This window comes from Gilliamella sp. N-G2 (assembly GCF_002142215.1).
GTDB lineage: Bacteria > Pseudomonadota > Gammaproteobacteria > Enterobacterales > Orbaceae > Gilliamella.
Map to the genome: position 1 here is coordinate 1 of NZ_NAST01000038.1, position 13,353 is coordinate 13,353.

Here is a 13,353-nt window from a genome sequence, read left to right on the forward strand (position 1 = left end):
TATATAGTTGTATATTTAATCACTCCATACTGGTATAATATACAGTTAATCTTTTGTCTATTTATCTAAACACACATATAAGAAGAGATCTATGTCAATTAAAGATATCGATATTCGTGGTGCAAGAACACACAACTTAAAAAATATCAATGTAATTATCCCAAGAGATAAATTGGTTGTTATTACTGGCCTGTCTGGGTCTGGTAAATCATCACTGGCGTTTGATACCTTATATGCTGAAGGGCAAAGACGATATGTTGAATCGTTATCAGCTTATGCTCGTCAATTTTTATCACTAATGGAAAAACCTGATGTTGATCATATTGAAGGTTTGTCGCCAGCTATTTCGATTGAGCAAAAATCAACATCACATAATCCGCGATCAACGGTCGGTACAATCACCGAAATTTATGATTATTTACGTCTGTTATTTGCTCGAATTGGTGAGCCACGTTGTCCAAATCATAATTTACCATTAGCGGCGCAAACAGTTTCGCAAATGGTTGATAGTATTATGGCATTACCTGCAGAAAATCGTTATATGTTACTTGCGCCAGTGGTTACTGAGCGTAAGGGTGAGTTTGTGAAATTATTCGAACAACTTGCTGCTAGCGGTTATATTCGAGTTCGGGTTGATGGTGATGTTTATGATCTCTCCGATCCTCCGACACTTGAGCTACAGAAAAAACATACTATTGAAGTGGTTGTCGATCGTTTTCGTATTCGTGATGATTTGAAACTACGTTTAGCTGAGTCAATTGAAACAGTACTTTCAATTACCAATGGTATTGTTAAAGTCGCGAATTTGGATGATCCAAAAGCTGAAGAACATCTATTCTCAGCCAATTTTGCTTGCCCAATATGTGGCTATAGTATTTCTGAACTTGAACCAAGATTGTTTTCATTTAACAATCCAGCTGGTGCTTGCCCTGAATGTGATGGGTTGGGGGTACAACAATATTTTGATCCAAATCGAATTGTTCAAATGCCGGAAGTTTCCTTAGCCGCAGGGGCGATTAAAGGTTGGGATAGACGTAATTTTTATTACTTTCAGATGTTAAAATCGTTAGCTGAACACTATAAATTTGACATCGATCAACCATATCAAAAATTATCTGCAAAAGTGAAAGATATTTTACTAAATGGTTCTGGTGGAGACGAAATACAGTTTGTTTACACTAATGATCGTGGTGACGTTGTGAAGCGTAAACATGCTTTTGAAGGTATTATCAATAATCTTTCTCGTCGCTATAAAGAAACCGATTCACAAACAATTCGTGAAGAGTTAGCTAAATATATTAGCCATCGACCTTGCCCATGTTGTGAAGGTTCAAGGTTATGTAAAACAGCTCGACATGTATTTATTAACGATACTAATTTACCAACTATTAGTAATTTAAGTACCCAACAAGCGAAGGACTTTTTTGATAAGTTAACATTGACCGGACAACGGGCGCAAATAGCTGAAAAGATTTTAAAAGAAATAAATGATCGGCTGCAATTTTTGATTAATGTTGGTTTAAATTATTTAACTTTATCTCGTTCTGCTGAAACCTTATCGGGTGGTGAAGCGCAACGTATTCGACTGGCTAGCCAAATTGGTGCCGGATTAGTTGGCGTGATGTATGTTCTTGACGAACCGTCGATTGGTTTACATCAACGTGATAATAGTCGCTTAATTGACACATTGACTCACTTACGTGATCTAGGTAATACCGTTATTGTCGTTGAACATGATGAAGAAGCAATTATGGCTGCTGATTATGTTATTGATATCGGTCCTGGCGCAGGTGTTCATGGTGGTGAGGTTGTTGCACAAGGTACGCCAAAACAGATAATGGAATGTAAAAATTCATTAACGGGTAAATACCTTTCTGGTAAAGAAAAAATTGAAATTCCTGCTGAGCGAACCCAAATCGATAAGAAAAAAATGCTATCACTTATTGGTGCGACGGGAAATAATCTTAAAAATGTTACCTTGAATATCCCAGTTGGTTTATTTACTTGTATTACTGGTGTATCTGGTTCGGGTAAATCAACTTTGATTAATGACACTTTGTATCCTTTAGCTCAAAATGAACTTAATGGTGCAGAAAAAAGTGACATTGCACCTTATGAAGCTATCAAGGGATTAAATTATTTTGATAAAGTCATCGCAATTGATCAGAGTCCTATAGGTCGAACACCACGTTCAAACCCTGCTACATACACTGGGTTTTTTACTTCAATTCGCGAACTTTATGCGGGTGTGCCAGAAGCTAGAGCTCGAGGTTATAATCCAGGAAGGTTTAGTTTTAATGTCAAAGGCGGGCGCTGTGAAGCTTGTCAAGGTGATGGTCTAATAAAAGTCGAAATGCACTTTTTACCAGATATCTATGTACCTTGTGATCAGTGTCATGGTGCAAGATATAATCGTGAAACATTAGAGATTAAATACAAAGGTAAATCGATTAATGAAATCCTAAATATGACGGTTGAAGAAGGGCGAGAGTTCTTTGATGCAGTACCTATGATTTCACGTAAATTACAGACTTTAATTGATGTTGGTCTTGCTTATATTACCATTGGTCAATCAGCAACTACTTTATCTGGTGGTGAAGCACAACGGGTGAAACTTGCAAAAGAGTTATCTAAGCGAGATACTGGTAGCACACTTTACATACTTGATGAGCCAACTACAGGTTTACATTTTGCCGATGTAAAACAATTGCTCACTCAATTACATTCTTTAAGAGATAAGGGCAATACTATAGTAGTGATTGAACACAATTTAGATGTTGTCAAAACTGCTGATTGGATTATCGATCTAGGTCCTGAAGGAGGAAGTGGTGGTGGTGAGATCATTGCTGAAGGTACCCCTGAAGATGTTGCTAAATCGAAAAAATCTTATACAGGTCAATATTTAAAACCATTATTGCAACGACAAAAAAATAAATAATCTAGACTAAAACTACGGTAACCATAGGAGAGGTATTTTGACATTACAAATTATATTAATGATCATCATTGCTTATCTCTGTGGTTCACTGTCTGGCGCCATGATTATTTGCCATGTGATGAAGTTACATGATCCTTCCTTGCATGGCTCTCATAATCCGGGCGCAACCAATGTATTAAGAGTTAATGGCCGTTTACCTGCCGTTATCGTATTAATATTTGATATGTTAAAAGGAGTGATTCCTGTTTATATTGCTTATCGACTAGGGATATCACCTTTCTTTTTAGGCATAATTGGTATTTCAGCTTGTCTTGGTCATATTTTCCCTTGCTTCTTTCATTTTCGTGGTGGTAAAGGCGTTGCGACTGCTTTAGGCATGATGGCGCCTATTGGACTTGATTTTACAGGCTGTTTTCTCTTAACGTGGTTTTTGGCGTTAATTATTACTGGCTATTCATCTGTCGCTGCAATTGTCGGCTTTCTTTTTGCGCCTTTATTTGTTTGGTTTTTCAAGCCCGAGTTGACGTTACCTGTGACAATGCTCTCTTGCTTAATCATTATTCGTCATAGTAGTAATATTATGCGGTTATTTAAAGGTGAAGAGCCAAAAAGCTATGCTAGGCATAACAAAAAATAGCTTAATGGGATATTTATTTTTAACTGTTAATCATTATTAATGATGAAAATTTAAAAAGTATAAAGCAACTAATTTCACCTTAGATTTTTTAAAGTTTAATTAATTTGGAATTGAAATAATAGAATATTTCTTGTTTTATACATAATTGAAACAAGGTATTATTGATTAATTATTATAACTATATGGTAACAAAATAATTCATGCAAATCAGTTCGTTACTCGAATCACTTATTAGTGCACTTCGCTGTTTACCTGGTGTTGGTCCAAAATCAGCACAACGAATGGCTTATCATCTATTACAACGAAACCGTCAAGCAGGACTTCATTTAGCTCATGAGCTAAATGAAGCAATGAATAACATTGGCCATTGTAAAGCATGTAGAACTTTTACTGAGCAAGAGATCTGCACTATTTGTGCTAATGTTCGCCGTCAGAGTAGTGATCAGCTCTGTGTGGTTGAATCTCCAGCAGATATTTTTGCCATTGAGCAAACTGGACAGTATAGTGGTCGTTACTTTGTTTTACTTGGCCATTTATCGCCACTAGATGGCATTGGACCAAGCGATATTGGTCTTGATTTACTAAAAAACCGATTAGCGTCAGAATCAATTCATGAGGTTATTTTAGCAACCAATCCAACAGTTGAAGGTGATGCAACAGCTAATTACATTGCTCAGATGTGTAATGAGTTTAATATCGTTGCGACTCGTATTGCTCATGGCGTCCCTGTAGGTGGTGAACTTGAAATGGTGGACGGTACTACCTTATCGCATTCATTTGTTGGTCGACAAAAGATAGACTTTTAGTGTTATTTTATGGTTAATCGCAACAGATAAATAGATTATTTAGTAAATATTCGTAGATTTTAGCAAAATTAGAAAGAGGGATGTTATGAAATATAAAGCAGTTGCTTTTGATATGGATGGTACTTTACTGGGTAGTAATCGTTTAATTCTGCCTGAAACAGTAAAAATGATCCAAAAGATTAGTGAGAAAGGTATTAAAGTTATTTTGGTTTCAGGTCGTCATCATACTGTAATTCATCCGTATTATTATCAACTCAAATTATCAACACCGGCAATTTGTTGTAATGGTTCTTATTTATATGATTTTGAAAAAAAACAGAATTTTTTTGCAAAGCCAATGACAAAACAACAAGCAAGAACATTGTTGAATTTAGTTAATCAATTTGGTATTCACACCATGATTTATACTGATCAAGTTATGAATTATGAAGTTCTTGATGATCATCTAGAGGGATTCTTTGAATGGTTGAATTCATTACCAGAATTTTTACGACCAGAAGTCAAAAAAGTTGATAATTTTGAACAAGTCATTGAACAGGCAAATATGATTTTCAAATTTGCTACCAGTAGTCATAATTTACCTGCCTTAAAACAATTTTCAGATGCAGTTGATGCACTTGATGAATTTTCTTGTGAATGGTCATGGTCCAATCGTGCCGATATTGCAGTTAAAGGTAATACAAAAGGCAATGGATTAAAACATTGGGCTGAACATGAAAATATTAATTTAAGTGAAATCGTTGCTTTTGGAGATAGTTATAATGATATTAGTATGTTTGCTGTTGCTGGACTAGGTATTGCTATGGGCAATGCCGATGATGAAGTTAAAGCCAAAGCTAGTTATACGATTGGTGATAACAATAGCCCTAGTATTGCTAATGAACTTGAAAAATTATTTTTATAGTCAAATAGGTTAGTTAATTAAGCATGGTTTTTGAGGTCCTTTATCAGGACAATAATTTAATAGCAATCAACAAGCCAGAAGGGTGGTTAGTACATCGTAGCTGGCTTGATAAAAATGAAACAGTGGTTGTAATGCAAACATTGCGAGATCAAATAGGGCAACATGTTTATCCTATCCACCGTTTAGATCGACCAACTTCTGGTGTATTAGTTTTTGCCTTATCTAGCGATATCGCTCGTTTATTGTCACAACAGTTTGCGGAAAAACAGATCGAAAAAACTTATCATGCTATCGTGCGAGGTTATATTGATGGTGAAGCTACCATTGACTATCCATTAGTTGAAGAGTTAGATAAAATTGCTGATAAATTTGCCAACAAAGATAAACCTGCTCAAGAAGCAATAACCTTTTATAAAGGCATTAGTAAAATAGAATTACCTATTGCCGTAGGCAAATATCAAACAGCTAGGTACAGTTTTGTTGAGTTAAAACCGCAGACCGGTCGAAAACATCAATTACGTCGTCATTTAAAACATATTTTCCATCCAATTATTGGTGATAGTAAACATGGTGATCTCCATCAAAACCGTGCTTTTAGTCATTATTTTAGAGTTAAACGTCTTATGTTACATGCTAGCACTATCGAAATGATGCACCCAGTCACCCATGAACCATTAACGATCCATGCAAATTTAAGTGAAGAGTGGTTAACAATATTAAAAAATTTTAGATGAAGTTAATGATTTTATTGATTAATTAATTTGAATTTATTAGTAGTATTTGTTTTTTTATTTGCAAAACTAATTTTATTGCATTATTAACTTAGTTACTATAACCTTAAACCGCATATCTAAATTTTTAACAAGATCTGCTAAGTACTTATCATCATGTTTTCAAAGTATTGTTAACATTTTCAAGCATTAATAATAGTTAAATTTAGTAAATTATTTAGGAAAAACAATGAAACAATTAACTCAGTATATAAGTATCTTCTTTTTAACTTTATTCGCTATTGCGTGTTCATCAGGTGAAAGCTCACCAGAAAAAGTCGCAGAAAAATATGTATCAGCTATTTATAGTGGCGATGCAGATGCTGTAATAAAGATGATTTATTTTCCAGAGGAAGAAAAATCTTCAGGTGCTAGCACAATGATTACCGGTAAATTGCAAGACGGAGCAAAAAGAGCTAAAGCTTATGCTGAGCAACATGGTGGCATTGATAAGGTTGAATATAAACCAACTAAATATCTAAACGATGATAAAAGCCGTGCTATCATTGAAATAAATGTAATATTTAAAGATAATGCTAATAAAAATGAAGACCTTAAATTAACCAAAGTTGATGGTAATTGGTTTATTGAAGTCGGTTTTTAGTTTTTAACATTACAATTCTGGTTGTTTAAATATACAGAAAAAAAGTTAATTTAACTTTTTGGTAATTAAATAAATATAGGAACATATTGAATAAAATATCAAATAGGGAAATACAATATGAAATTGTTAGTTAAATTTTTAAGTGTATTTTTGTTAGCATTAGTGCTTACCGCCTGTTTTTCAGATGACAATACGCCTGAAGTGGTAGCTGAGAAATTTATTAAAGATGCTTATAGTGGCGATATTGAAGGTACTTTTGATGCTTTATATGTTCCTTATTTCCATATTCCTGGTGCTGTATATATTCCTAATGAATTAAAAACCAAAGGTGTAGATGTTAACGATTTAATAAAAAGTAAATTGAAAATTGCTATCGACAAAGCCGTTGCAACTACAAAACAAAATGGTGGTATTGATCGAGTAGAATTATCTTCCACCGAATATAATAATGATCACACTAGAGCTAATATCAAAACAACCATTATCTTTAAAAATGGAACTGATAATAAGTCAGATTTTTCATTAATAAAAGTTGATGGTAAATGGTTAATTAATATGGAATAGCTCTTATAATTATTTGATAATTTAAAAAGGCGAATCTCATCTTTGAACTTTTTAAATTAATAATGAAAAAATTCAAACTTTATGAAATTTTCCTATTATATTTTTATTCTTTTTCTTTTTATAAAAAATCCAGTTTATGCTCAAGAATCAGCAAATTCCGATAATTCCTATAAAGAAAAGAGTTCATTAATTAATGTTGGGGATTGGATTTTTCGTAGTGGTGTTCAAACAGATAGTCTTATTGTAAAAAAACTTGATGGCGGTATATTTTCTCATATAGGCATGGTTGTCGCGATTGAACCGGAAATAAAAGTTATTCATGCCACGACTACTGATGATGAAAATATTCCAAATCAAGTTATTATTTCAAGTTTGGCTGACTTTACTGCTCCAGAATTAGCTGAGAAATATGCCATAGCGCGGCCAAACTTTTTAACAGACGAGCAAAAGTCACAAATTATTGCCGAGCTGTTAACTAAACAAGGAGAGGTGTTTAAACTCGCTTCTCGTGAGGAAGACCATTTATATTGTACTACGTTATTGTATGACGTTATTATCAAATATAAATCTGATTTTAACCCAGAATGGAAATATGCTAATTTCCCTTTATTGCGTGGTCATTATCTATTTCCGAGCGCTTTTGCCAATTATTCTGATATCACTTGGATATATAGTTATCCGGACAACTAAATAATTAATGCTGGAAGGTTTATAATAAAATCACGTTTAATTAGTCACGGTTCAGTTCGTTTATTATTGAAAAATTGCCTCTGACAAAGCAAATAAGAGAATAGATTTAAAAAAAGCGTAATGGAATAATTACGCTTTTTGATAGAGGTTATTAAGTTAAGATTCTAGATAAATAGCCTGCATTTTTTCAAAATCTTGATCGGTGAAACCAAGTTCTTGTTTAATATAATTGCTTGGTGTTCCAGCAACTTTTTTCATCGTATTAAGTATTTCTAATACGAAACTTTCACGAGTATCAATTAGACTTAGCAAATATCCTAAAACATCCTCATTATCGGTTATTTTTCGATAAGCTTCCATTTTGATTTTATTACGTTCTAATCGGTTATCGTGAGTTAACATATAATCATAAATAATATCTGATTCAGATACACCTAACATTATCTGGATAAGTAACACGCCATAGCCAGTCCTATCTTTACCTCCACGACAGTGTTGAATACTTGGACTATTGTTGCCATCTAATACTACTCTTAGCATTTGTCGATAAGCATTCTTCGACTTTTCACTCAATACAAAGTTACGATATTGCTCCAGAACTTGAATTCCTTCGCCATTGACTAATTCTTTCGGAATATCTCTCAACACACTCTCAATTAGAGCTCGATCTTCATTGCTGGGATCGGCTGCAAATTGAGCTGCAAGTTCTGCTGTTTGTGCTGAAGCATCAAAATTAAAGGTTTGCTTTTCACCAATTGAAGAATTCGGACTAGTTTTAATTTCATTTTCACAACGATAATCTATAATTGTTTGAATGTTTAATGTTTTAATATACTGTTGCGCATCTGGTTTTAAACCATGAAGATGATTAGAACGGTATAATAATCCCCATTTTACCCGTTTCCCATTTGCACCAATATAACCACCAAAATCACGGAAATTATTTAGACCTGTAATTGGTAAAGTTCGTTCGGCAACTAAAAATGAAAAATCATTACCAATTTGTAGAATCAGATAAATACGACGTTTTGCTTGTAAAGGATCTTCAAAACTAAACGGCGATTTTATATCTTCACTGATTAATGTTTTATTTGTTGTATTAACATTTGCTTCTTCAGTCCAGTATAAATCTACACGATGATCTGAATTGTTTTCAAATGAGACAGTTAATTGGCCTTGCTTATTTCGATTTAATGAAGCTGTTTTAATTTTAACTACCATATTTATTCCTTACTTTAAAATACCAAACATTGAAAATATTACGCCAATCACCATTACTGCCAGTATTAAGCTAACTGTGTATTTCCCTTGAAACTTCCTAACGATGAAGAATGTGGCTAATGCAAAAAGTAAGGTTAAAAAATTTGGCATGACTTTATCGAACATTTCTTGAACTTTAATCGATTGTTCGCCAACATTTATTGTTAGTGGTGTAGCAACTTTGACCGTTGATGCAATGAGCGAACCCAAGACCATGACACCAACAACATTAGCCAAGTTACTTATTCTTTGAATAATGTTTGAATTTTTTGATTGCTCAATTAAATCTACACCCTTGTTATAACCATAATGAATAAAGAAATATTTGCTTAATACATTAACAAGGTTATAAATTAAAAACATTAATATAGGGCCAATGATATTGCCTTGCAACGCAAATGCTGCGCCAATACTGCCGCAAATCGGCATCCAAGTGAATTTAAGTAAACTATCACCTAAACCTGCAAAAGGGCCCATTAAACCAGCTTTAACAGAGACTACCGCATCTTTTTCTTCTTCACTGGTTTTCTCTTCCATTGCAGCGGTGACCCCCAAAATTAACGCACCAGCATTAATTTGAGTATTAAAAAATTCTAAATGGCGCTTCATTGCACGGATACGAGTTTCTTTATCAGCATCTTTATAAAGCCGATCTAATACAGGGATCATACAATGAGCAAATCCTATCATTTGCATTTTTTCATAGTTATATGAAAATGACATTGATTGTAAGTTCCAAAAGATACGATTCAGATCTTTTTTGGTAATTTTATGTAGAGTACTCATAGATCATATTCCTCTTCAGTGTTGCTATTCATTGATGTTTGGTTATCGGATGATTCATTATTATTACTGGTTCTGCCATTAATTGACGCCATGTCATATAAGACTGCGAAAGCTAGAGCAATAAATGTCACTGGAATAATTGGTAATTTTAAATAGGTTGTTAGCATGAAACCTAATAGGAAAAAGAACCACATTCTGCCTTTGAGTAACATCAGTAATAAAATACAAATACCTACTGCTGGAATTAATTTGGAAGCAACGCCCATACCATCAATGATACTTTTTGGAATCGCATCTAAAATAGTTTTAACTAAATCACTACCAAAATAAATTGCTATAAAACATGGAACAGCTCGAATTAAAAACCAAAGTGGTGTTGAGAAAAAGTGAACTTTAGCCAGCGCTTTATAATCGCCATTTAAAACAGAACGTTCTGCCCATGGATTTAAAAAACAAGCAAATGAGCGCCATATAATAAGCAATTGTTGGCATAACAATGATACAGGTACGCCCAATGCAATACCGGTGGCAATACCTCCGCCAGTAGTAATACCTAATGAAACTCCGATAATGGCACCGGCAACAATGTCTGGGGCGGAATATGCACCTACGTTACCAATACCCATCCACATTAACTCTAGAGTGGCGCTAATTGCTAACCCTTGAACCATATCACCCATAATAATACCTGCAACGGTACCTGTTAATAATGGGCGACGTAACATCTGCGGACCAACATCATCCAATGAACAAATTCCCGCCCAAATGGCGACAAGAATAGCTTGCGTTAACATATGTTAACCTCCAAATTATAAATAAATACTTTCAAACATTATTTAGTTAAGTAGTGATTGCAGATCGACTATTGGATCTTTAGGAACCATTTGCACCTCAACTGGAATATTTTTAGTAATAAGTTTTTTGAATGCTTGTTCTTCTTCTGGTGTTACTGAAACCGCTCTTGATAATTGATGTCGACCATCTTGCATTCGCATACCGCCCACATTCACTTTTTCCAGCGATAATCCACCTTCAACTAACGCATTGACATCAATACTATTTGTGAAAAGTAGCATGGTTCTTTTTTTGATCGGGGTCTTTTTTAGAATTTCGATAAATTGTTGTACCCCAAATACTAAAACTTTTAGACCAGGAGGTGCCGACATAGTGAGTACCGATTGCTGAACTTTATCACCAGCGACTTTATCATTAATAACTAATACTTGTTCTATGTCATAGTTTTTTACCCAAGTAGTAATAACTTGTCCATGAATCAAGCGATCATCAATTCTTGCTACATTTATTGGCATTAGTCTTCTCCTTACAACTCATTAGATTGTTCTTGTTGAACATTTATAATCTGCCGAACATCTTTACAGCTTTCGGGAAAAGTTTCCTCAATAGCCAATTTGGCGTCATTTAATGTTCCTTCACGATTATTTAAAACTTGAAGTAACACTGGAATATTAAAACCACAAAATAGCAATACATCATCATGCGATATGAGTAGTTCAGTGGCTAGATTACAGGGCGTTCCACCCATAATATCTACCAATATAATTACGCCATTGCCTTGATTAAGTTTTTTGTAAATACTTTGCATTTCTTGACGTAGATTATCGATATTACTATCAATTAAAACTGATATAACATGAACATTGTCTTGTTCGCCCATAAGCATTTGAGCACACTCTAAAGCGCCTTGAGCAAATGGACCATGACTAGCTAAAATGATGGGTAAAGGATGTGGCATAAAAATTTCCTTGTTATGTAATTTTATTACTAAACATTGTTATTTATTTAGTAATAAAATTACATCTACAAAGGCAAATAGTCATCCATTTTTTAAGAAATTTTTATGATTTTGTGAACAAGATCAAATTTATGCAAAGGAAGATGATGGTTAAAAGTAATGAGTTAGAGTGCAAGTAGTTGTGTTTTCCTTTTTTGTACTTATTTTGTTGTTTTGGCCGGATATTTTCGTTTTTCTCTATTTTGAGTTTGTAAGAGTAAACGTTCATCATATTGGCGAATGAATAAATTAGTTAAAAGCATATTTACTACAGATATTTGAGAGATTTTAGATCGTATTGGTATTAATCTTGAAGCATGTTCCATAGATGTAGTATGTAAAACAAAGGTAGCTAAGGATGAAATCTGACTTTGTCCCATTTTAGTAATAGCAATAGAAGGAACCAAAGATTGACTGGCTAGTTTTAATAATTCAACACAATCAGGTGTTTCTCCTGAGTGTGAAATAATAATAACAAGATCATTTTTATCTAATGTGCTGATAAGACTACGAGTAATGTGAGCATCAAAGTGACAATTGACATCTTTCTTTATTTTGATAAGTTGATATTCTAGCTCTTTACCAACTAAACCACTACTACCTACACCAAATATAATTATTTTCTTACTATTAATAATTAAATCAATTGCATTATTGAGTGCATGAGTATTAACGATAGAATGGGTTTCATCGATTGAGGATTTTTCCATTGCTTGGACTTTACTATTCACATCAACAAGAGAATCATTCAAATTGATATCATCTTGTAATATCTCATTATTAAGTTTTTTAGGGATTGAGCCAATCAGATCGACCTTGAAATCACTGAAACCTTTGTATCCTAATTTATTGCATAAACGTAAGATAGTGGTGGTACTTACGTGATTAAGTTTTGCTAAAGTTTGAATGCTCATATTCTTGAGCGCTTGAATATTATCAATAATATAATAAGCAACTTTAAGCTCTTTAGTTGATAAGTCTTTTTTTACTTCTCTAAGCTTTAACTCAATCACTAGACACCTCAAATGTATTGTTCTATTGATTTAAGTATATAAAATTTGTTCAAAAAATTAAAAAAAATTAATTTTAAACGACAAAACTATATACAAACTAAATTGTCATAACTAAAAGTAATTGAACTAAAATATATCATAATATTTATTATTAAAAATAAATTACGCAATGAGGTTAAATTTATTTATAAAAAAACCCGCTGATGCGGGTTTTATAGCTAATCAGTTAAAATTATTTATCAAATTCACTGATAACTTCTTTAGCTGTTTTACCATCAAGTTTGCTTTTAATTTCAGCAAAGATTTTATTTTCATCACCAGAGTTTGCTTGGTTAGTTGCTGCAGTAGCTGCTACTTTAACCATAGCACGTGCAAAAGCAACTTTATCAGTGTCGCTTAATTTTTCACCAGCCTTTTGAGCAGAAGTTGTATAAGCCTCTTTAGAGGATAAATCAAGTTTAGGTGCATCATCACCACAGCCAACTAAAACAAAACTTAGTAATGATACAGCTAATAATTTTTTAAACATTTCCATTCCTTAAAAATAAATAGTGTTAATAAGCAGCGTTATTTTTATACTAAATACGGT

15 protein-coding genes are annotated in these 13,353 nt (G+C 33.4%); 8 read left to right on the top strand and 7 right to left on the bottom strand.

Annotated features, from left to right (window positions below; translation table 11 throughout):
- Positions 1-97: 97 nt before the first annotated feature.
- The 8 genes from uvrA to B6C99_RS12210 all read left to right on the top strand — a co-directional run bounded on the left by uvrA (position 98) and on the right by B6C99_RS12210 (position 7,913).
- Positions 98-2,938 (top strand): excinuclease ABC subunit UvrA, encoded by a 2,841-nt coding sequence (uvrA, locus tag B6C99_RS12175; RefSeq protein WP_086360078.1) that lies wholly within the window; start codon positions 98-100, stop codon positions 2,936-2,938.
- A 37-nt stretch (positions 2,939-2,975) separates the two neighbouring features.
- Entirely contained in the window at positions 2,976-3,575 is a 600-nt protein-coding gene (gene plsY / locus B6C99_RS12180; RefSeq protein WP_143413943.1) for a glycerol-3-phosphate 1-O-acyltransferase PlsY, read from the top strand.
- A gap of 200 nt (positions 3,576-3,775) precedes the next feature.
- The gene (gene recR, locus B6C99_RS12185; RefSeq protein WP_086360065.1) at positions 3,776-4,381 is read left to right on the top strand and encodes a recombination mediator RecR; all 606 of its coding nucleotides are present in this window, start codon (positions 3,776-3,778) and stop codon (positions 4,379-4,381) included.
- A gap of 85 nt (positions 4,382-4,466) precedes the next feature.
- Complete coding sequence (locus B6C99_RS12190; protein WP_086360066.1) at positions 4,467-5,285, top strand: pyridoxal phosphatase; 819 nt, start codon at positions 4,467-4,469, stop codon at positions 5,283-5,285.
- 23 nt (positions 5,286-5,308) lie between these two features.
- On the top strand, positions 5,309-6,019 hold the full coding sequence (gene truC, locus B6C99_RS12195) for a tRNA pseudouridine(65) synthase TruC (protein ID WP_086360067.1): 711 nt from the start codon (positions 5,309-5,311) through the stop codon (positions 6,017-6,019).
- Positions 6,020-6,245: 226 nt separating this feature from the next.
- Positions 6,246-6,659, top strand: coding sequence for a DUF4878 domain-containing protein (locus tag B6C99_RS12200; protein WP_086360068.1), 414 nt, complete (start codon positions 6,246-6,248; stop codon positions 6,657-6,659).
- A 117-nt stretch (positions 6,660-6,776) separates the two neighbouring features.
- Positions 6,777-7,223 (top strand): DUF4878 domain-containing protein, encoded by a 447-nt coding sequence (locus B6C99_RS12205; protein WP_086360069.1) that lies wholly within the window; start codon positions 6,777-6,779, stop codon positions 7,221-7,223.
- An 81-nt stretch (positions 7,224-7,304) separates the two neighbouring features.
- Positions 7,305-7,913: a YiiX/YebB-like N1pC/P60 family cysteine hydrolase gene (locus B6C99_RS12210; RefSeq protein ID WP_086360070.1), complete on the top strand. Its 609-nt coding sequence runs from the start codon at positions 7,305-7,307 to the stop codon at positions 7,911-7,913.
- 156 nt (positions 7,914-8,069) lie between these two features.
- Here the strand turns inward: B6C99_RS12210 and B6C99_RS12215 are convergent, their stop codons facing one another.
- The 7 genes from B6C99_RS12215 to B6C99_RS12245 all read right to left on the bottom strand — a co-directional run bounded on the left by B6C99_RS12215 (position 8,070) and on the right by B6C99_RS12245 (position 13,293).
- Positions 8,070-9,134, bottom strand: coding sequence for a tyrosine-protein phosphatase (locus tag B6C99_RS12215; RefSeq protein WP_086360071.1), 1,065 nt, complete (start codon positions 9,132-9,134; stop codon positions 8,070-8,072).
- Positions 9,135-9,143: 9 nt separating this feature from the next.
- Positions 9,144-9,959, bottom strand: a complete 816-nt coding sequence (locus B6C99_RS12220) for a PTS system mannose/fructose/sorbose family transporter subunit IID (RefSeq protein WP_086360072.1) — start codon at positions 9,957-9,959, stop codon at positions 9,144-9,146.
- A complete protein-coding gene (locus B6C99_RS12225; RefSeq protein ID WP_086360073.1) occupies positions 9,956-10,753 on the bottom strand; it encodes a PTS sugar transporter subunit IIC in 798 nt (265 codons plus the stop codon). The genes B6C99_RS12220 and B6C99_RS12225 overlap by 4 nt, the downstream gene beginning before the upstream one ends.
- A 42-nt stretch (positions 10,754-10,795) precedes the next feature.
- Positions 10,796-11,269 (bottom strand): PTS sugar transporter subunit IIB, encoded by a 474-nt coding sequence (locus B6C99_RS12230; RefSeq protein WP_086360074.1) that lies wholly within the window; start codon positions 11,267-11,269, stop codon positions 10,796-10,798.
- An 11-nt stretch (positions 11,270-11,280) separates the two neighbouring features.
- On the bottom strand, positions 11,281-11,712 hold the full coding sequence (locus tag B6C99_RS12235; protein WP_086360075.1) for a PTS sugar transporter subunit IIA: 432 nt from the start codon (positions 11,710-11,712) through the stop codon (positions 11,281-11,283).
- Between the two features lie 200 nt (positions 11,713-11,912).
- Entirely contained in the window at positions 11,913-12,764 is an 852-nt protein-coding gene (locus tag B6C99_RS12240; RefSeq protein ID WP_086360076.1) for a MurR/RpiR family transcriptional regulator, read from the bottom strand.
- Between the two features lie 232 nt (positions 12,765-12,996).
- Complete coding sequence (locus B6C99_RS12245) at positions 12,997-13,293, bottom strand: DUF6694 family lipoprotein (RefSeq protein ID WP_086360077.1); 297 nt, start codon at positions 13,291-13,293, stop codon at positions 12,997-12,999.
- Positions 13,294-13,353: the final 60 nt, after the last annotated feature.